Origin of the sequence: Acetobacter lovaniensis, assembly GCF_014207635.1 — a bacterium.
GTDB classification, from domain to species: domain Bacteria; phylum Pseudomonadota; class Alphaproteobacteria; order Acetobacterales; family Acetobacteraceae; genus Acetobacter; species Acetobacter lovaniensis.
This window is the reverse complement of sequence record NZ_JACHIE010000001.1, coordinates 228553-248361: the sequence shown is the minus strand read 5'-3', so window position 1 is coordinate 248361 and position 19809 is coordinate 228553. Positions and strand designations below refer to the sequence as shown.

Sequence of the window (19809 nt, the reverse complement as noted above, 5' to 3'; positions counted from 1 at the left end):
CAGGTAGCGCATGGGCAGGAGCGGGGCTTGTTTGCATTCGGGGGTGAGGCTGCTACCCCTTGGGGGAAGCAAAACACAGGCCAGATCAGGCAGGGGCTGTAACACATGAGCACAACGTTGCGCGTAGGGGTTATTGGGGCAGGGCATTTTGGACGGTACCACGCCCTGAAAATACGTGACGTGCCGGGGGAGAGCCTGTCCGGCCTGTTTGACCCAGACCCCGCCCGGGCCCAGCTGGTCGCGCGCGAGGCCGGGTGCCCGGTTATGGCGGATGTGGATAGCCTGCTTGCCCAGTCCGATGCGGTGGTGGTGGCAGCCCCGGCAGAGTTCCATTTTGAACTGGCCGTGCAGGCCCTGCGGGCAGGGCGGCATGTGCTGGTGGAAAAACCGGTAGCGGCCACGCTGGAACAGGCAGACATGCTGGTAACGCTGGCGCAGCAGAGCGGGCTGGTCTGCCAGGTTGGGCATTTGCTGCGCTATTCCGCCGAGCATGCCGCCATAAGCGCGCGCATAACCCGCCCGCTCTATATAGAGGCCACGCGCATTGCCCCATACAAGCCGCGTGGAACAGACGTGTCGGTTATTCTGGACCTGATGATCCATGATCTGGATCTGGTTCTGGCCCTTGTGGACAGCCCGATTGCACAGGTGGATGCGCTGGGGGCTGCGGTCAGTTCCGCGCATGAGGATATTGCGAATGCGCGGGTGCGGTTTGAAAACGGGTGCGTGGCCAGCATTACCGCAAGCCGCATATCGCTCAAGACCGAGCGGCGGATGCGCCTTTTTTCCGAGGAAGGGTATCTGTCGGCTGATTTTGTGAAACGTGAGCTGAGCATGATCGGGCGCGAGCGGGGCCTGCCGCTGCCGGGCACCGGTGGATTCCGGCGTGAGGGCATAAGCTGGGCTGAACATGATTCGCTGTTCGCGGAGCATCAGGCATTTGTGGCGTCGTGCGTGCAGGGCGCACCTGTTGTGGTGGATGCGGTGGCCGGGCGGCGCGCTCTGGCGGCGGCTTTGGCGGTGGCGGATGGAATCACCACCTCGCGCAGTCTTATGGAGCAGTCCGGGCTGATCCGGGGAGGCTGAAAAAAGACGCGTTTGGGGAAGCGGGAAGAATCAGCCATTTTTTGAAGAAGCAAGTCTAAAATCGTGCATCATGGGTAAAAAAAATCCTAGATATGGGGGCAAAGTAGGGTAAGAAGCGCGATATATGGTGTATGCGGCTGCATCAGCCCCATACCAACATGATCGTTCGCAAAAACCGGAGAGTAAGCGCCATGAGTCTGATTGACGTGCATGAGAATGACGTTCGTCGTTCCCATTCAGGAGCATCAGGCTCGGCTGAAGAACCGGACCTGTTCGGCGCTGAGCAGATGCAGGACATGGTGCAGCTTCCCGGGCACCATCAGGTGCGGGTTGACCGCTCGCGCGATGCGCTGCTGACCCCCTTTGGCAAAGCCACGCTTGATAACCGCTACCTGCTGCCTGATGAGAGCTATCAGGACCTGTTCGGGCGTGTGGCGTCCTATTACGGGGCGGATGCGGAGCATGCCCAGCGTATTTACGACTATATCAGCCGCCACTGGTTCATGCCCGCAACTCCGGTGCTGTCCAATGGTGGTACAACGCGCGGTCTGCCTATTTCGTGCTTTCTGAACGAAGCCAATGACAGCCTCAAAGGCATTGTCGATCTGTGGAACGAGAATGTGTGGCTGGCCAGCAAGGGTGGGGGCATTGGCTCCTACTGGGGCAACCTGCGCTCCATTGGCGAGAACGTGGGCCGCAACGGCAAAACCTCGGGGGTTATTCCCTTCATCCGCGTGATGGACAGCCTGACACTGGCTATTTCCCAGGGGTCTTTGCGCCGTGGGTCGGCTGCGGTCTATCTGCCGGTCTGGCACCCCGAGATTGAGGAGTTCATAGAACTCCGCCGCCCCACGGGGGGGGACCCCAACCGCAAGGCGCTCAACCTCCACCACGGTATTCTGGTATCCGACGCGTTCATGCGCGCGGTGGAAGCGGATGACGAATGGGCGTTGCTCTCCCCCAAGGATAACTCGGTTATCCGCAAGATTTCAGCGCGCGGGTTGTGGATTCGCATCCTGACCGCACGCATGGAACAGGGCGAGCCCTATATTGTTTACTCCGACCATGTGAACAACGCCCGCCCCGAGCACCACAAACTCGCGGGGCTGGAAGTCAAGACCTCCAACCTGTGCTCCGAAATTACGCTGCCAACGGGCATAGACCATCACGGCAAGGCACGTACGGCAGTGTGCTGCCTGTCCTCCCTCAACCTTGAGACATGGGATGAATGGTCGGATAATCCCCAGTTCATCGAGGATGTGATGATCTTCCTCGACAATGTTCTGCAGGACTTCATCGACCGTGCGCCAGAGGACATGGAGCGGGCCAAATACGCCGCCATGCGTGAGCGTTCCGTAGGGCTGGGGGTTATGGGGTTCCACTCCTTCCTCCAAGCCAAGAACGTGCCGTTTGAAAGCGTGATCGCCAAGGTCTGGAACCGCAAGATCTTCAAGCACATTCGCGCACAGGCCGATGCCGCCTCCCGCCATCTGGCCGAGCTGCGTGGCCCTTGCCCCGATGCCGAGGAATACGGGATCAAGGAACGTTTTTCCAACAAGATGGCCATTGCGCCCACGGCGTCCATTTCCATTATTGCAGGGAATGCCAGCCCGGGTATTGAGCCCATTGCTGCCAATGTGTTCTTGCAGAAAACCCTTTCCGGCTCGTTTACGGTACGCAACCGGCATCTGCTGAAGCTGCTGGTGGAAAAAGGGCAGGACACGCCAGAGGTGTGGTCCTCCATTACCACCAGCAAGGGCAGCGTGCAGCATCTGGACTTTTTGACCCAGCAGGAAAAGGACGTGTTTAAAACCGCGTTCGAGCTGGACCAGCGCTGGGTGGTGGAACATGCGGCCGACCGGCAGCCCTTTATCTGTCAGGCGCAGTCGGTCAACCTGTTCCTGCCTGCGGACGTGCATAAGCGCGACCTCAACCAGATTCATTTTCAGGCATGGAAGAAGGGGCTGAAGTCCCTCTACTACTGCCGCAGCCTGTCCATCCAGCGGGCGGATACGGTGAGCAACGTGCTCGCCAAGTCCGAGGTGCTGGGGGCCGGTGTTGCCGAACGGGCGGCTGCTGAGCATGCCGCCGGTGGCAACAATTATGACGAATGTCTGGCCTGCCAGTAAGGGCAGGCTGGTCAGGGTCTGTTTTGTAAAAAGTCGAGAGGCGGCCACCTCGGGGAGTGCCGCCCGATGGAGGCATCATGAGCGAGCATAAAGCCAGCCAGCAGCCGCAGGAAGAGCGTTTTGACCTGCTAACAGCCAATCCGGTGTACAAGCCATTTCGGTACCCGTGGGCGTATGATGCGTGGCTGACGCAGCAGCGCGTACACTGGCTGCCCGAAGAAGTGCCTCTGGCTGATGACGTAAAAGACTGGCACCGCGTGCTCAACGAGAGCGAGCGCCACCTTGTGACCCAGATTTTTCGCTTCTTCACCCAGTCGGATGTGGAAGTGAACAACTGTTACATGAAGCACTACAGCCGGGTTTTCAAACCGACTGAAGTGCTGATGATGCTCTCGGCTTTTTCCAATATCGAGACCATCCATATTGCAGCTTACAGCCACCTTCTGGATACGCTCGGCATGCCCGAGGAGGAATATTCCGCATTCCTTAAGTACAAGGAAATGAAGGATAAATACGATTACATGCAGTCCTTCAATGTGGACAGCAAGCATGAAATCGCAAAAACACTGGCAGCCTTTGGCGCGTTCACCGAAGGGCTACAGCTGTTTGCCTCCTTTGCCATCCTGCTCAACTTCCCGCGCTTTAACAAGCTCAAGGGTATGGGGCAGATCGTGTCTTGGTCGGTGCGGGACGAAACCCTGCATTGCCTGTCCATTATCCGCCTGTTCCGCGTGTTCATTCAGGAAAACCCGCATATCTGGACCGATAAGTTGCGGCAGGAACTGACCGAGATCTGCAAAACCATTGTGGAGCACGAAGAGGCCTTTATTGATCTGGCGTTTGAAATGGGGCCGGTAGAAGGGCTGGATGCCGCACAGGTTAAAACCTACATCCACTTTATTGCCGACCGCCGCCTGACCCAGCTTGGGCTGGACCCGGTTTACAACACGACCACAAACCCGCTGCCCTGGCTGGACGATATGCTCAATGCGGTCGAACACGCCAACTTCTTTGAAAACCGCTCGACCGAATACAGCCGTGCCTCCACCCTGGGCACGTGGGAAGAAGCGTTTGAAAGCTCTGTCTTCTCGTAATATCGGGCGGAGGGAGCGGGTTTACAGGCCCGGCAGGGCCGTGCCGTTTTCCAGCACATCGCGCGCCTGAGGGGTAAAGGCACCGTCCGCTTCGTGTAGTGTCAGGCCAGACAGTACACGGGCGGGGCTTTTAACGCCCAGTTTGGCCTGAATAAGCAGGATACGCGCTTCCCGGCCTGTTTTGGGCCAGAAGGGGTAAAGGGTTACACCCCCAAAACCATGGGCGCTCAGCTCCGCTATGGCCCTGTCGGTCAGGGCTGTGGGGAGTGCGAGCGTCAGGCTGCCTTTATGGCGCAAAACGGCAGCGGCTCCCTTAATCCAGAGTGGCAGGGTCTGCATGTCCATCCTGCGGGCAAGGTCCCGGCGCGGCTCGGGTGAGGCGGTGCCGGTGGGGGCATGCCATGGCGGGTTGGTCATGCAGTGGTCAAACCGCAGGAGGTCGGGCACCCCTTCGGGGAAAGATGCTGTAATTACCGACGCTTGCACCTGTTTGTTGGCGAGCAGGTTGGTGCGGGCCAGTGCCGCTGTTTCGGAGTCTTTCTCCACCCCTGTTCCGTGCAGGTCTGGTACGCGGTGCATCAGGCATAACAGCCCTGCACCGGCTCCGCAGCCGATTTCGAGCACATGCTGGCCCGGGCGCGCGGCTACGGCCGCAGCCATCAGAATGGGCTCAAGCCCTGTGCGGTAGCCTTGCTGGAACTGGCTGTAAGCGATACGTCCACGCAAAAGAGTGCCTTGCGAGGTCGGTGGAAGGTGGAGTGATGGGGCTTGCTGCATCGCTGTATCTGGCTGGCTTGAATGTGTTGGTGCTTGACCGTTTTTCAGGTGCCTCGCATATAAGAGGACGTCAACTCATCCCGAGGCTGGGGGAATAGCATTTGGGTGTTGCAGTCAGTCTGTCGGAAATGGACAGTGCCGCGAGCCAGCATGGATCTGGAGTTTCTGTGAGTAAACCAGGGGAAGCTGGCCTTAAGGCGCTGGCTGATTATCTCGCTGCGGATATGCAGGCATGTAATCAGGTCATTGTGGACCGCATGCAAAGCTCCGTAGCGCTTATTCCGCAGTTAGCTGCGCATCTTGTGGCCGCTGGCGGCAAGAGGCTGCGGCCACTGCTCACCCTCGCTTCTGCGCGGCTGTGTGGCTACAACAATCAGGACGGGCGCATGCGGCATGTGGAAATTGCCGCCTGTGTCGAGTTCATTCATACAGCAACACTGCTGCATGATGATGTTGTGGATGACAGCCAGTTACGGCGTGGTCTGGCCAGTGCCAACGCCATTTTTGGCAACAAGGCGTCCGTGCTGGTGGGGGACTTCCTGTTTGCCCGGTCGTTCCAGATTCTTACGGCTGACGCCTCGCTGGATGTCATGGCGATTCTCTCTGCTGCATCGGCTACGCTGGCGGAAGGCGAGGTTATGCAGATGACCACGCAGAACGACCTTTCCACTTCTGTTGAGCAGTATCTTCAGGTTATTTATGGCAAAACAGCGGCGCTGTTCGCGGCCGCATGTGAATCTGGTGCTATCATAGGGGACGTTACCCCTGCCGAGCGTGAGGCCCTGCGTGTTTACGGCGCCAATCTGGGCATGGCGTTCCAACTGGTGGATGATGCACTGGACTACTCGGCTGATCAGGCCGTGCTGGGTAAGGAGGTCGGGGACGACTTCAAGGAAGGCAAGGTTACACTGCCAGTGCTGGCAGCGTACGAGGCAGGCAGCGAGCAGGACCGCGTATTCTGGCGGCGTGTGATTGAGGAGTGCGAACAGCAGCCCGAAGATCTGGATGCCGCACTGGCTCTTATTGCCCAGACCAATGCGATTGGTGTGACACTGGCCAAGGCGGAAGAATACGCCACATTGGCCCGTCAGGCGTTGCAGGGCTTCCCTGATAACGAGCTTAAGACCCTGTTGCTCGAAACCGCGAGTTATTCCGCCAGCCGCGCAAGCTAGGCTGGCCTGTGGCCGTTTTGGCAGGATCGGTAAAAATGCCGATTGTAATGCTCAAACGGCCTTTATCTGTCCGCCAGAATGATCCCGCGTTCAGGCCGAGCAGGCACGTTGCTGGTTTGCCGGTTCGGGCCATAGTGTAATCTGGTTAAAACCAAAGGCGGGTAGATGCGCGCTCAGGGCGGCTGCGTCGGTTGGCATGGCCGTAAACCATGCCTGCTCTGGTTGTGTGTCTGATCTGGGCATGGGGGGCAGGGTTTGCAAAACCGTGCAGGTCTGCCGTGCGACCGCGTCTGCCGGGTCCAGCCATACCATGCCTGCCGGGGTTATCCTGCGTAGCTGGTCAAGCATGAATGTGTAATGGGTGCACCCGAGGCCCACGGCATCAAGCCGTGCGGAGTCCGGGTGGCTGAGCAGGCCCTCAATATCTTTATAAACAAGATCATCAGGTACGGAGCGTCCGCGAAAAACCTGCTCGGCATAGCTGGCCAGATGTGGTGCCGCATGGGCGATGAGCGTGCATTCCGGCGCATATAGCGTGTGCAGGCGGGACAGGTAGGGGCGGCGGATGGTTGCCCGGGTGGCCAGCAGGCCGATAACACCGGTTTCTGTCTGGCGTGCCGCCCAGCGGATGGGGGGCACACAGCCAATAAACGGCAGGCTGGGGCAGGTGGCGCGCAGGGCGTCCAGCGCCAGAGTGCTGGCCGTGTTGCAGGCAATGACAACTGCCTGTGGCCGCAGGCGTTCAACTGCGCGGGAAAGAAGGGAAATAATGCGTTGGGTCAGGACCGCATCATCCTGCTCACCGTATGGAAAAACGGCGGTGTCGGCCAGATAGTCTACCTTGACCGAAGGGGCATGTGCCCGAATGGCCCGCACAATGCCCAACCCACCAATGCCTGAATCAAACGCCAGAACACGGTAGGGGCCAGTCAGTGCGGGGCCAGTCGTCTGCACGGTGTTATTTGTCCTTGCGCGCCTTGAACGCGGCGGCTTCTTCCAGACTGCCTACGCCGCCACGGCGGGCGGACCAGCCACAGGGGTCTTCCAGAAAGCGGCGGACTTCAGATGCCGCTTCTTCGGAGAAATACGGGCGGCTCGCGCAGGCTTCAAGCACATCCCACCATGTGCACAGGGAGTGCAGGGCCACGTTCATGTCTGTCAGCGTCTGCTGGGCACCGGGGAAAACGCCGTAATAGAACACCACAAAGGCATGGTTCACAATGGCGCCTGCATTGCGCAGGGCATTGGCGAACTGCACCTTGGATGCGCCATCTGTGGTCAGGTCTTCCACCAGCAGGGTCCGCATGTTTTCGGGTACGTCGCCTTCAATCTGGGCGTTGCGGCCAAAACCCTTGGGCTTTTTGCGCACATAGGCCATGGGCAACAGCATGCGATCAGCCATCCATGCGGCAAACGGAATACCGGCTGTTTCGCCCCCTACAATGGCTTCCAGACTTTCGTAGCCAACGTGGCGGCCAATTTTTTCTACGCCTAGTTCCACAATTTTTGCGCGCGCGCGCGGGAAGAAAATAATCCGGCGGCAATCAATATAAACAGGGGATTTCCAGCCAGATGTCAGGGTGTAGGGGTCTTCAGGGCGAAAATTGACTGCCTTGATTTCAAGCAGCAGGCGTGCGGTGGTCAGGGCGGCGTCACGATCCCATTCGCTGGACTCTCCGGTGGGAGAGGCAATGCCTGCTGGCGACATCATGGCAGATTCCTTGAAAGTTATGGTGGTTAAAGTTGGATTGGCATACCTCTAGCCGGGCCGAAAATCCATGCCTCATCTGCCTGTATATGTGATTTGCTGCACAGTATGGGCCGTTAATAAGGAGGATTTATGCACGGGACAGCAAAACAACGGACACAAGCAGATTGTGATTTTATGTGTAAAGTAAAATAGAACTTAATCCTTGCGTTGGGGCTGGATGTGGCGTCTAATTGCCGAAGTTGAGATCGATTATCAGTTAAGGGTGAATGTCGTGGCTATGGAAGCAAGTCGGATCGCACGAAAATGCGAGCGGGCCGTCATCACGGCTTACACAGAACTACGCGAAGTGGGTACGGCGGATGTTGCTGCGTTTAACGCCTGCACCACTCTGTACCGTATTCATCACCCCGAATCGTCTTTGAGCGAAGCGCGCATGCTGGTCTCCGAATGGATTGACCATCATATGGTGCGCAAGGTAGATGGCCCGACCGCCGGATGTAACTGTAGCTAAGTAATCGGGTGTGAGCGGTCCGTCTGGTTGGCCGACAGCACAGGACAGATTTGGCGGATGCTCATGGGGACATGAGCATCCGCTTTTTTTATGGTTGATAACGGTACGGCGTTAGTCTGGTTTCTGTCATGAATAAAAAAACTGGCCCGCGTTGCCGCGGACCAGTTTCTCATAACACCAGAGCAATCAGCTTTTAGCGCTTGCTGAAGGGGACAAAATCCCGCTCCGTAGCACCCAGATACAACTGGCGTGGGCGGCTGATACGCTGGCCCGGTTCCTCGATCATTTCTTTCCACTGGCTTACCCAGCCGGTAGTGCGCGCAACCGCAAACAGCACGGTAAACATGCTGGTGGGAATGCCCATGGCCTTGAGGATAATGCCGGAATAGAAGTCCACGTTGGGGTAGAGCTTACGCTGCACGAAGTAGTCGTCGCTGAGTGCAATGTTTTCAAGCTCGACTGCCAGATCAAGCAGCGGATCATCCTTGATGCCCAGTTCTTTGAGAACTTCGTGGCAGGTCTGCTGCATGATTTTGGCGCGCGGGTCGAAGTTCTTGTAAACGCGGTGGCCAAAGCCCATGAGCTTGACGCCGCTGTTCTTGTCTTTGACCTGAGCGATAAAGGCCGGAATGTTTTCTTTTTTGCCAATATGGGCCAGCATTTTCAGCACGGCTTCATTGGCCCCGCCATGGGCGGGTCCCCACAGGGCGGCAATGCCTGCGGCAATACAGGCAAACGGGTTGGCCCCGGTGGAGCCTGCCAGACGCACGGTGGAGGTGGAAGCGTTCTGCTCATGATCGGCATGCAGGATCAGGATCCGGTTCATGGCGCGGGCCAGAACGGGGTTGACCTTGTAGGGTTCGGACATGCGCGCGAACATCATGGACAGAAAGTTTTCCGCGTAGTTCAGGTCATTCCGCGGGTAAATAAAGGCATCGCCCTGTGTGTATTTGTAAGCCCAGGCCGCAATGGTCGGGATTTTGGCGATCAGGCGCATGGCGGCCAGTTCCCGGTTTGCGGGAATGGCGATGTCGCTGGCATCAGGGTAAAAGGCAGAAAGAGCGCCAACCGTGCCACACAGAATGGCCATGGGGTGGGCATCACGCCTGAAGCCGTTAAAGAAGTTGCGGATCTGCTCATGGAGCAGGGTATGGTTTGTCAGCGTGGTGGAAAAAGCGTCGTACTGCGTCTTGTTGGGCAGTTCGCCATTGAGCAGGAGGTAGATTACCTCTTCGTAGGAAGCATTTTCCGCCAGTTGGGCAATAGGGTAGCCACGGTGTAGCAGGATGCCCTTGTCACCATCAATAAAGGTGATCTTGCTGTTGCAGGAGGCCGTCTCGCCGTAACCGGGGTCGAACGTGAACACGCCCAGTTCCGAGGGCAGCCTGCGAATATCAATAACATCCGGCCCAAGGTTGCCAGAAAGTACGGGCATCTCGGCGGTTTTGCCACCGATCGAAATGGTAGCGGTGGACTGCTTACCCTCGTTCTGCGACACGCTCATGGTGTTTCCTTTTGCATAATGGGGTCACGGTCGCGGCTGCGGCCTGCTGTTTGAGTGTTGTCTCCCATTCAGGAGCAAACAAAAAGGTTCATCCTGATAAACCGCGCGTTATCACGCGCGCACATCGGCAGAAAACCGGGATTTTTTCTCTCAGGGTCGCGTGAATGTGTGCAAAGTGAGGCTCAGACTGTCACAGTTTGCCCAGGAGGTCTGGTCGGGAACAAGGTCGCTGCCGATCATCTCGAAGACTGCGAGTGAAGCCGGAGCGAATCCCTGATCAAGCATTTCGTTCCTGCCATCCAGCCAGCGCGCAAAGTCTGAAATGCCGGGATTATGCCCGACCAGTAGAATCGTGCGGGCCTGAGGCGGTGCCTGCCGGAGCACCCTGATCAGGCTATCAAGGTCGGCCTCGTATATTTCGGGGCGTAAAAACACGGTATCTGCGCTGGAAGGGGGGAGGGCGCTCTGCACGGCGGAAAAGGTCTGCTGTGTTCTTGCCGCCGGGCTGCACAGGACTGCATCGGGGGCCAGTCCATTCTGGTGGAGCCACATCCCGCACCGCATGGCGGCGTGTTCGCCATCTTGGGTCAATGGGCGCGCCATGTCTGATTCGACAGAAAAATTGCCCGGATCAGGTGCAACCGCCTCCGCATGACGGAGCAGGATCAGGCGGCGGGGTGTTGAGAGAGCAGACATGGAATCACATGATGTTATGGGGATGATGAGTGGGGAACCGCCGCAAGTGCGATGGCCTCATGGTGGCGGATCACCTCATGGATGATGAAGTTGAGGAACTTCTCCGCAAAATCAGGGTCAAGATGTGCATCTTCCGCAAGGCGGCGCAGGCGCGCAATCTGCTGGGTCTCACGCGCGGGGTCCGCAGGGGGGAGCTTGTACAGAGCCTTGAGGGCTCCCACCGCTTTGGTGCAGCGGAAGCGTTCTGCCAGCATGGCCACAAGAGCTGCGTCAATATTGTCTATGCTGCGGCGGAGGTCCTGCAGGGCTTCCGGGGGGCACGGCTGATTTGTCACGGTGATCAAGGTCTCTGGCTGCTGGTAAAGAACATCATGGGATCGTTATAAATGTGTAACGCCCGGACGTTAACAGACAAAAAGCTTTTCTTCCACAGGCGGGTAAGGCAGGTCCACCCATGCCAGATGTCCACCTTTGCCTGCGCCCGTATCCACAAATATGGCGCGCCCACCGGCCCGGCCATGGATGGTCAGGGGGCAGCCGTTGGTCGAGCGCTGGTCGTGGCCGCAGTAAACCGTATAGCCGCTGGGAATGTGGTTGACCCAGTTGAGCGTGCGTTCGGGGTAGCCATCGGCCTGTATGCGGCTTGTGGTTTCGCCAAACAGTGCGCGGGAGAGCAGGTAGGTGACACGCCCGAGCGGCGGGGGCGGGGGCTCGTTCAGCATGTGCGGCTCAAACGCACCATGCACAAAAATGGTCCGTCCCATGACCAGCCATGCCGGAGCCTGTTCCAGTGCGGGGAGCACGTCATGCAGGACATCCACGTTATCCGGCGTACTCAGCTGGGCCAGCGTTTCGTCCAGATGGGGGGATGAGCGAAGCTTCTTGCCCATAAGCGCACGCCCCAGCTTGCGGTCGTGGTTGCCAATCAGGAACAGCCCGCGCCCTTCACGCTGGACCTGGAGCATCAGGCGCAGAACGCCTGCGCTGTCTGGCCCGTAATCCACCAGATCACCCAGCTGGATGATAAAACGATCCGTAGCCACGGCATGGCGGAATGCTTCCAGATCCCCATGCACATCGCCCACAATGCGGAGTCCTTTGCGCATTGCGTTCTTCACGTTTTCGTCATGCCTGGTATCCGTGGACATGCCATCCCTATCCGTTCTTTCCCAATCTTCATGTAGGCTTTTCGAGCGAAAACAGGAACGGTGCTGGCAAGTTTTTTTTGAAGGGACTTATGCATGCACAAGTATGTGACACGCCAGAGGCTTCTGTTTGCGCATAGGGTGCAAGAACTTTCAGGGGCGGAAACAAGCCTGAAAATGCGAAAGTACGGCAGAGCCACAGTCTGGTGGCGCATAGCTCCCGACCGGAGCGTGACGCAGGAACTCTGGGGTGGTTTGCAGCTTTTGTATGTTCGGAACAGTTTGAGAAGAAAAAACAGGAAGGCCTCTCATGACAGAGCGCATTCGGAACGTCGCGCTGCGTAGCAAGGTTTGCCCGGCAGAAGCCGCGGCAAAGCTGATCCGAAACGGTGACGTAGTTGGCACCAGCGGTTTTACTGGCGCAGGCTACCCCAAGGCCGTGCCCATGGCCCTGGCCAAGCAGATGGAAGCCGCCCATAATAATGGGCAGGAACACCGGATCAGCCTGATTACGGGCGCATCTACCGGCCCGCAGCTTGATGGCGAGCTGGGCAAGGTGAACGGTGTTTACTTCCGCTCCCCGTTCAACACCGACCCGGCCATGCGCAACCGCATTAACGCTGGCGAGACGGATTATTTTGATAATCATCTCGGGCAGGTGGCCCTGCGTGCGGCACAGGGCAATTACGGCAAGTTCGATGTTGCCGTGGTGGAAGCCACCGCCATTACGGAAGAAGGCGGCATTGTGCCGACTTCCTCCGTTGGTAATTCGCAGGCTTTTCTTGATCTGGCCGACAAGGTCATCATCGAAGTCAACGAATGGCAAAATCCGGGGCTGGAAGGCACGCATGACGTCTGGGATGGCAACAGCTATGGCGCCGCCCCGCGTGATATTATTCCGCTTTCCCGTGCGGACCAGCGCATTGGCCGTACCTTCCTCAAGGTTGATCCGGCCAAGATTCAGGCCATCGTCCGCACGAATGACAGCGACCGCAACGCCCCCTTTGCCGCACCTGATGGCACGGCAAAGGCTATTGCGGGCTACCTGCTTGATTTTTTTGAGCACGAAGTCAAACAGAACCGTCTGCCGCCCTCTCTGCTGCCGTTGCAGTCCGGCGTAGGCAACGTCGCCAATGCTGTGCTCGATGGCCTGAACGAAGGGCCGTTTGAAAATCTGGTTGGCTTTAGCGAAGTTATTCAGGATGGCATGCTTGCCATGCTGGATTCGGGGCGTATGCGTATTGCCTCGGCAACCTCGTTTTCTCTTAGCCCCGAAGCGGCGGAAGAGATCAACAACCGGATGGACTTTTTCCGTTCCAAGATCATTCTGCGCCAGCAGGACATCAGCAACAGCACGGGTGTTATCCGCCAGCTAGGCTGTATTGCCATGAACGGCATGATCGAGGCGGATATTTACGGTAACGTCAATTCCACCCGTGTCATGGGTTCCAAGATGATGAATGGTATTGGGGGTTCGGGGGATTTTGCCCGCAACGCCTACCTGTCCATCTTCCTGTCACCGTCCACAGCCAAGGGCGGCAAGATTTCTGCCATTGTGCCCATGGCGGCCCATGTGGACCACATCATGCAGGACACCCAGATTTTTGTGACCGAGCAGGGGCTGGCCGATCTGCGCGGGCTTTCGCCCGTCAAGCGCGCCCAGACCATTATCGAAAAATGCGCACATCCGGATTACCGCCCGATGTTGCAGGATTATCTGGACCGTGCCTGCAGGGACTCCTTTGGCAAGCATACACCACACCTGCTGACCGAAGCCCTGTCCTGGCACCAGCGGTTTATTGAAACAGGCTCGATGCTCCCCGCGTAAGCGGGCTGCATCATCCGGCCACAAGGCCCCTGCTCCTGTAAAAAGGGCAGGGGCTTTTTTTATTGGGGGAGTTTAAGCCGCCACCCGACCTGCTATCCGGTTTTGCGGGGAGCAAAGGGTGCGGGGGGAGATGTTATTCGGGATGGGTGGTGGAAGACCCGGACACCGCAAGGGATGTGGTCAACTGGTAAGGCTGGTGGGTAATGACAATATCAACCGGCCTGTTTGCCAGAAAATCCGCCGTGGATATTTTGGCCGGAGGGGTATCGGTAATAATGGCCTCGGCATCGCGGTGAACCAGAGAGAACAGACTGGGCGCCGCAGAGGATGGAAGGTAGGCCGCGTAAGGGTGGCGCCCGGCCATGCGGTGCGCGTTATAGGCATCCCGCTCGGAGCTTATGGGAATGGCCACCATAACCTTGGAATCGGCTTTCAGAACCGCGGCAGTGCTTTTGTAGTCGGCTGGTACAAAAATGACCCGGTCACGCATGTGGGCATTGCTGACCTCCTGCGCTACTTCTTTTGGGTCTGCTCCATGCAGGTCGAGCATCAGCAGGGTGTTGGTGTGGCGGGCGTTGTCCAGAACAGTGGCAAGCGCGCTGCTGCCCGGCTCTACGGCAACCTGCCCATCCGCGCCACTGGTCAGACCAAGGCGTACCATGCCGGGCTGTTCCGTGGAGGAAATGGTCGCAGCCTGTGCCACGCTTTGTGTGCCCGTATTGCTGGCGCAGACAATAAGTCCGTGATGAATGCGCGCCATAATACCACTGGTTTTGGTGTGGTGGATGGCCAGTACGGCTACGGACGCAGCGCACAGGGTTGCCGCAAAGGCAATTTTTTTCAAACACCTGCGCGAGGTGGTGGCACCGCAGCAAACAGACATGTCAGCTCCCATTTCAGGATGTGACATCAGTGGGTTCCTTGTCCTTCTGGCCGACCATGGAGGCCGCTTTAGCCAGATCAACAGAAAGAACGCGGCTTACTCCGCGTTCCTGCATGGTTACACCAAAAAGCTGGTCCATATGGGCCATGGTGAGCTGGTGGTGTGTCACGACCAGAAAACGCGTACCGGCTTCTGCAACCATATCGCCCAGCAGAGCGCTAAAGCGGCCCACATTGGCGTCATCCAGTGGGGCATCCACTTCGTCCAGCACGCATATCGGTGCAGGGTTACAGCGGAACACGGCAAAAATCAAGGAAAGCGCGGTTAAAGCTTGTTCACCTCCGGACAGGAGCGAAAGTGTGGCCAGCTTCTTGCCCGGTGGCTGGGCATAGATTTCCAGCCCGGCTTCCAGCGGGTCATCACTCCCGACAAGGCCCAGATGGGCGCGCCCACCGCCAAACATGCGGGTGAACAGGGACTGAAAATGCTGGTCCACCTGTGTGAACACCGCCATAAGCCGCTCACGCCCTTCCTTGTTGAGCGAGCCTATGGAGCCGCGCAGGCGGTTTATGGCTTCCTCCAGATCATGCATTTCCGCCCCGAGGGTCTGGGCCTGGGTGGAGGCTTCCTCCGCTTCCATCTCGGCCCGCAGGTTGACCGGCCCCATATCATCGCGCTCGCGGGTCAGGCGGGCAATCTTGCGGCGCAGGGAGGTCTCGGCCCCTTCCGTCAGGTCGGAAACGGGTTGTCTGGGCGGGTTAGGGGTTTCTACCAGCAACTGGTCCAGAATGGCCTGAGCCTGCTCGCTCTTGCCTTCCGCTTTAAGCAGGTTTTCACGCGCGGTGGCCAGTTCGCCCTCTGTTCTGCGGCGCAGTTCGTGGGCAGTGGTCAGGGCGGCTTCGGCTTCGGCCCGCAGGCGGTCGGTCTGGGCAAAGTGTTCCTCTGCATCTTCCAGTGCCGCCAGTGTGCTGGCTTTTTGCTGCTGTGCCGCCGTGGGGAGTTTGGCCACCTTATCGTGGTTGGCCCGTGCTGCTTCCAGCCGCTGGAGGGCATTTGTGGTGTCTGTCCGGGCAAGGCTCTCACGCGCGCTCCACTCGGCCTGTGCGGTGTTGAGCGTGTTAATCCGGTCTGCCAGCGTGGTGGATTCGGCCTGCAGGGCGGCACGGAGTTCGCGCGCGGCATCAAGCCTGCCCAGCAGGTCGGCCTTCTGGGCGTGCAGGTTGTCCAGTCTGGTCTGTGCATCTTCTGGTACCGCGGCGCAGGCGGCCTCCAGCGCGGCCTGTGCTGCAAGCAGGTTCTGCTGGGTGTCCGTATGTTCGCTGTGCAGTTCGGCCTGCCGTGGAGCCAGCCCCGCCAGACGGCTGCGCAGGGTAAGGGCCTGCTCGTGCAATGCGCGGCTGGTCTGCGCGGTTGCAGCCATCTGCGCATCGGCCTGCAAGGTGGTCTGGGTTGCAGCCTGTAGGGCCGTGCTGGCGGCGTTCAGCTTTTCCTGCGCTGCGTGCAGGGCATTCTGGGCCTGCTGCATGGACTGGGCGGAGGCCAGCTTATCTTCCATCTCTGCAACGGTTGTGGATTCCGTTGTCAGATTATGGCGCAGGCGTTCAAGCTCGGGGGTGAGCGTTTCCAGCCGCGTTGTGGCGGAGGCGTGCTGCTGTTCGGCGCGGGCCAGTTTGTCCCGGGCTGTTTGCAGGGCCGCCTGTGCCTGTTTGAAGGCAGCATGCGCCTGCTGCTCGGCGGTTTGTGCTGCGGTGTTTCTCTCGCGCGTGGTGGCGAGGGCGCGCTGGGTATCCTGTAAGGATGGCAGGCTCTCATGCGCGAGCCGGGCATTGATGAGTGTGGCCTCGGCTTCGGCTAGAGCGGCCTGTGCGCGCTCATGCTGAGGGAGTGTGGCATCCAGCCTTGCGCGGTAGGAGGCGTAGCGGCGCTCTGTTTCGGTCTCATGCGCGCGGGCTTTCTGGAGTGCTTGTTCCTGCGTGTTGCGGCTGCTGCGCAGTTGCCTGAGCAGGTCCTCATTGGCTTGGACTGCGGCAGCACAGCTTGCAACGTTTGCCTGTATGGCGGGCAGGTCGGCCTGCAACACGCTCAGGCGGCTTTGGGTTTCGCGCAGAACACGGCGTTGGGCCAGCCTGCGCGCAGCCGTGCTGGTTCCTCCTGCCTGAGTGTAAAACCCGTCCCACCGCCACAGGTCCCCTGTGGTGGAGACCAGACATTGCCCCGGAGCCAGCAAGGGCTGAAGTGCTCGCCCATCCGCACCTTCGGGCAGCAGTCCGGTACAAAGCAGAACCCTGTCCAGCTCCGGTGGTGCCGTAATGTGGTTTTTGAGCGGCTGAGCGCCGCCGGGCAGGGCAGGTAGGGATTCAGGCGGGAGATGCCGCCAGCCTTGGGGAGCGTCGGGGGTTGCGGGGGCGTCCAGCCCTTCCGCCAGAGCGGCAGCCAGAGCGTTTTCGTATTCTTCGGGAACGGTAATCTGGGCGGAAACCGGGTTCTCCGCCACAGCACTCTCCTGCCCCAGAGCCTGATCCAGCCCTTCGGCCTGTGCTTGCAGGCGGGTCAGTTCGGTCTGGAGTGTGGTCTGCTGGTTCTGGGCTGTTGCGTACTGGGCCTTGTGCGCGCTCAGCGCGTGTTCGGCCTGCTCCAGTTCGGCCCCGGTCTGGGCCAGTGCATTTTCCTGCTGGGTGCGTGTCTGTCGGGCGCTGTCCAGAACCGTATCGGCAATGGCCTCGGCCCGAACCTTATCCAGTTCCCGCGTCAGGGTCTGTGCTTCGTGCTGCGCGCGTTGCTGCGTGGTGCTGGCCGTGCGCAGGGCTTCGGCAGCACTGCGCTGATGTGCTTCGGCTTCCTGCGCAGCGCGGCTGGCCTCGGTAAAGGCGGTGCTGGCCGCACGGCGTTCGGCCTCGGTTTTTTCCTGCGTTTGCGTAGCCTGTTCCAGCGCGGCGGTGGCCTGCTGGCTGCTGGTTTGGAGCGCATCCAGCACATCGGGGCTGATGAGCGCCTCCAGCGCTTCGGCATGGCGCTTTTCTGCCCCATGCAGTTCAGCCTGTAGGGCTGTCAGGCGCTGGCGGGCCTGTTGCAGGGCTTTTTGTTGCTCGTTTTGAGCGGCTTGTGCTGCCTGTGCATTATTTTTGGCAATGGAGAGGTCAATATTGCATTGCGCACAAAGGCGCTCGGCTTCCTCCTGCGCGGCTTTGGTTGCCTGCTGGGCCTGTGCGGCCTGCTCTGCCTGCTCCTGCGCCGTAGCCAGTGCCTGCTCGGAGGGAAGCTGGCTTTCCAGTTCCGCCAGTTCAGCCTGAATGGTGTTGAGTGCGAGGGCAACCCGCTCGTGCCGTGTGCGGGCGTTGTTCAGGCTGTCTTCGGCCCGTTCCTTGCCTGCGCGGGCCGCACTCAGCTCGGCTGTCAGGCTGGCAAGGGCCTGTTCGGTTTCGGTCTGCTGGGTGCCCAGTCGCTGTATCTGCTGCTCGGCCTCGGCCGTGCGGGTGGGGAGCGATGTCTGGGCGGCCAGCACTTCGGCCATATCAGCCTTAAGGCGTTCTAGCGTGTCCAGCACGTCCTGCAGGCGGGTCTGTGCGGCCTGTGCATCGGCCTCGTGCTGTTGCAGCAGTTCGGCTGCGGCCTGCGCCTGAGCGGCTGCGCGTTCTTCTTCCTTGACCACGCCTTCGGCCAGAACGCGGCAGCGCTCCAGTGCCGTGCGGGCGGCATCGGCTTTCTCACGCAGCGCGGGGAGGGCTTTGGTGGCTTCAAATTCGGCCAGAACAGCGGTTTCTGCCGCGTCTTCATGCGCCGTCAGGGTTTTGCGGGCCTGCACGGCGGCATCTGCCGCGCGCTCCACGGCCAGTCTGGCCCGTGCGTGCAGGACTGCCAGCAATTCGGTTTCCGCCTCCCGTAGAGCCGCTGAAATTTCGCGGTAGCGCGTGGCCTCGCGCGACTGCTCGGCCAGACCACTGAGCCGTTCGGTTAACTGCACGCGGCGGTCTTCGGCGCGGGTCAGGTTGCCTTCGGCTGCACGGAGCTTGATCTCGGCTTCGTGCCTGCGGGCATGCAGGCCGGTAATGCCTGCGGCTTCTTCCAGAATACTGCGCCGCTCTTCCGGGCGGGCACCGACCAGCATGGCCACCCGGCCCTGACTGACCATGGCGGAGGAGCGCGCGCCAGATGCCAGGTCGGCAAACAGGGTCTGCACATCCCTTGCGCGGACGGGGCGGCCATTAATGCGGTAATCGCTCCCGGCACCGCGTTCGGCCCGGCGGGTAATCTGGAGTTCATCCAGATCGGCAAAGGCTGCGGGGCCAAAGCCTTTTGTGCCTTCCAGCGTTACGGTGACTTCCGCCAGTGAGCGGGCTGGACGCCCGCTTGTGCCAGCAAAAATGAGGTCATCCATTTCCCCCCCACGCAGGGAGCGGGCGGAGGATTCCCCCATAACCCAACGGAGTGCTTCCACCACGTTGGATTTGCCGCATCCGTTAGGACCAACAACGCCGGTCAGACCGGGGAGCAGTTCCACGGTTATGGGGTCGGCAAAGCTTTTGAACCCCACAATACGGAGGCGAACAAAACGAACCGTCATACAGATCTGTGTTTTTCTGGTCGGGAGGGCTGACTGTTAAAAAACAGTCAGCTTGCCTTGGTCAGATATTTAACAAAGTCGTCGTAGGAGAGGGCGCTGGACACCTGCTCCTTGTTGTTGAAGCGGAAGGTGGGAGTGGACTCAATGCTGTATTTGTCCTGCGCTTCGCTCTGCTCGGTCATGATGAACTGGAGCAGTTTCTGGTCCGTTACCGCTTTTTCAAATGTTTCGGCGGGCATGCCAGCAAAGGCCGCCATTTTTTGCAGTTCGGCCTTGTGGTCGACTTCGTTATTGTACGCCCAGCGGTCCAGACTGGACAGCACGGCCGAGCAGAAAGGTTCGTACCGTTCTTCGGGCAGGGTGCGGGCGACCATGGCGGCAAGTGTTGCAAGCTGATCGGTGGGGAAGTCATGGAAAACGTAACGGATTTTGCCCGTATCGATCAGGTTTTTCTTAACCTGCGGGAAGGTTTCTTCCGCAAAATGCGCGCAGTGGATGCAAGTCAGGGAGAACCATTCCTCTACCACCACCTTGGCGTTGGGGTTGCCCAGCACGCGCGGGGTAAAGCGCGTATCGGCTGCATCGGCCGCAAAAGCCAGCCCGGAGAGTGAACTGGCGGTGAGGGCGGCGCCCGTAGCGACAAGAAAAGAACGACGTGTAAAGGACATGAGGAACCAAGCCTTCCCGATCAATGGACCATAATGCTGCGAAC

The 19809-nt window shown here is 59.3% G+C and carries 16 protein-coding genes; 6 read left to right on the top strand and 10 right to left on the bottom strand.

The features are described from left to right. Window positions 1-105 precede the first annotated feature (105 nt). The 3 genes from HNR55_RS01155 to HNR55_RS01145 all read left to right on the top strand — a co-directional run bounded on the left by HNR55_RS01155 (window position 106) and on the right by HNR55_RS01145 (window position 4309). Window positions 106-1086 carry a Gfo/Idh/MocA family protein gene (locus tag HNR55_RS01155; RefSeq protein ID WP_166110200.1) on the top strand — a complete coding sequence of 327 codons (981 nt, stop codon included), beginning with the start codon at window positions 106-108 and terminating at the stop codon, window positions 1084-1086. A 191-nt stretch (window positions 1087-1277) separates the two neighbouring features. Beyond that, window positions 1278-3215 (top strand): ribonucleoside-diphosphate reductase subunit alpha, encoded by a 1938-nt coding sequence (locus HNR55_RS01150; protein ID WP_166110197.1) that lies wholly within the window; start codon window positions 1278-1280, stop codon window positions 3213-3215. 77 nt (window positions 3216-3292) lie between these two features. Further along, window positions 3293-4309, top strand: a complete 1017-nt coding sequence (locus HNR55_RS01145; RefSeq protein WP_166110194.1) for a ribonucleotide-diphosphate reductase subunit beta — start codon at window positions 3293-3295, stop codon at window positions 4307-4309. 21 nt (window positions 4310-4330) lie between these two features. Here HNR55_RS01145 and HNR55_RS01140 read toward each other — a convergent pair whose 3' ends face one another. Then, entirely contained in the window at window positions 4331-5086 is a 756-nt protein-coding gene (locus tag HNR55_RS01140; RefSeq protein ID WP_166110191.1) for a tRNA1(Val) (adenine(37)-N6)-methyltransferase, read from the bottom strand. 101 nt (window positions 5087-5187) lie between these two features. Here HNR55_RS01140 and HNR55_RS01135 point away from each other — a divergent pair, with 101 nt between their 5' ends. Next, the gene (locus HNR55_RS01135; protein ID WP_184382504.1) at window positions 5188-6258 is read left to right on the top strand and encodes a polyprenyl synthetase family protein; all 1071 of its coding nucleotides are present in this window, start codon (window positions 5188-5190) and stop codon (window positions 6256-6258) included. A 90-nt stretch (window positions 6259-6348) separates the two neighbouring features. On the opposite strand, the gene murI is transcribed toward HNR55_RS01135, so the two are convergent. Both murI and HNR55_RS01125 read right to left on the bottom strand, forming a co-directional pair. Further along, window positions 6349-7212, bottom strand: coding sequence for a glutamate racemase (gene murI, locus HNR55_RS01130; RefSeq protein WP_166110188.1), 864 nt, complete (start codon window positions 7210-7212; stop codon window positions 6349-6351). A gap of 4 nt (window positions 7213-7216) precedes the next feature. Further along, window positions 7217-7969: an orotate phosphoribosyltransferase gene (locus tag HNR55_RS01125; protein ID WP_166110185.1), complete on the bottom strand. Its 753-nt coding sequence runs from the start codon at window positions 7967-7969 to the stop codon at window positions 7217-7219. A 271-nt stretch (window positions 7970-8240) separates the two neighbouring features. Between HNR55_RS01125 and HNR55_RS01120 the strand changes: the two genes are divergently transcribed. After that, entirely contained in the window at window positions 8241-8480 is a 240-nt protein-coding gene (locus HNR55_RS01120) for a hypothetical protein (protein WP_166111222.1), read from the top strand. 193 nt (window positions 8481-8673) lie between these two features. On the opposite strand, the gene gltA is transcribed toward HNR55_RS01120, so the two are convergent. The 4 genes from gltA to HNR55_RS01100 form a co-directional block, all read right to left on the bottom strand. Continuing rightward, window positions 8674-9984 carry a citrate synthase gene (gene gltA, locus HNR55_RS01115; protein ID WP_166110182.1) on the bottom strand — a complete coding sequence of 437 codons (1311 nt, stop codon included), beginning with the start codon at window positions 9982-9984 and terminating at the stop codon, window positions 8674-8676. Window positions 9985-10134: 150 nt separating this feature from the next. Continuing rightward, window positions 10135-10680, bottom strand: coding sequence for a SixA phosphatase family protein (locus tag HNR55_RS01110; RefSeq protein WP_166110179.1), 546 nt, complete (start codon window positions 10678-10680; stop codon window positions 10135-10137). Between the two features lie 14 nt (window positions 10681-10694). Further along, window positions 10695-11015: a chorismate mutase gene (locus HNR55_RS01105; protein ID WP_373318135.1), complete on the bottom strand. Its 321-nt coding sequence runs from the start codon at window positions 11013-11015 to the stop codon at window positions 10695-10697. Window positions 11016-11084: 69 nt separating this feature from the next. Then, window positions 11085-11828, bottom strand: a complete 744-nt coding sequence (locus tag HNR55_RS01100; protein ID WP_166110176.1) for a metallophosphoesterase — start codon at window positions 11826-11828, stop codon at window positions 11085-11087. A gap of 307 nt (window positions 11829-12135) precedes the next feature. Here HNR55_RS01100 and HNR55_RS01095 point away from each other — a divergent pair, with 307 nt between their 5' ends. Beyond that, entirely contained in the window at window positions 12136-13653 is a 1518-nt protein-coding gene (locus HNR55_RS01095) for an acetyl-CoA hydrolase/transferase family protein (RefSeq protein ID WP_166110173.1), read from the top strand. Between the two features lie 133 nt (window positions 13654-13786). Here the strand turns inward: HNR55_RS01095 and HNR55_RS01090 are convergent, their stop codons facing one another. From HNR55_RS01090 to HNR55_RS01080, 3 genes are read right to left on the bottom strand one after another with little or no spacing between them, the layout of a single operon-like run. After that, window positions 13787-14563, bottom strand: a complete 777-nt coding sequence (locus HNR55_RS01090; protein ID WP_166110170.1) for a hypothetical protein — start codon at window positions 14561-14563, stop codon at window positions 13787-13789. Further along, a complete protein-coding gene (locus tag HNR55_RS01085; protein WP_166110167.1) occupies window positions 14550-19097 on the bottom strand; it encodes a coiled-coil domain-containing protein in 4548 nt (1515 codons plus the stop codon). The genes HNR55_RS01090 and HNR55_RS01085 overlap by 14 nt, the downstream gene beginning before the upstream one ends. Window positions 19098-19144: 47 nt before the next feature. Then, on the bottom strand, window positions 19145-19765 hold the full coding sequence (locus HNR55_RS01080) for a DsbA family protein (protein WP_166110164.1): 621 nt from the start codon (window positions 19763-19765) through the stop codon (window positions 19145-19147). Between the last annotated feature and the right edge of the window lie 44 nt (window positions 19766-19809).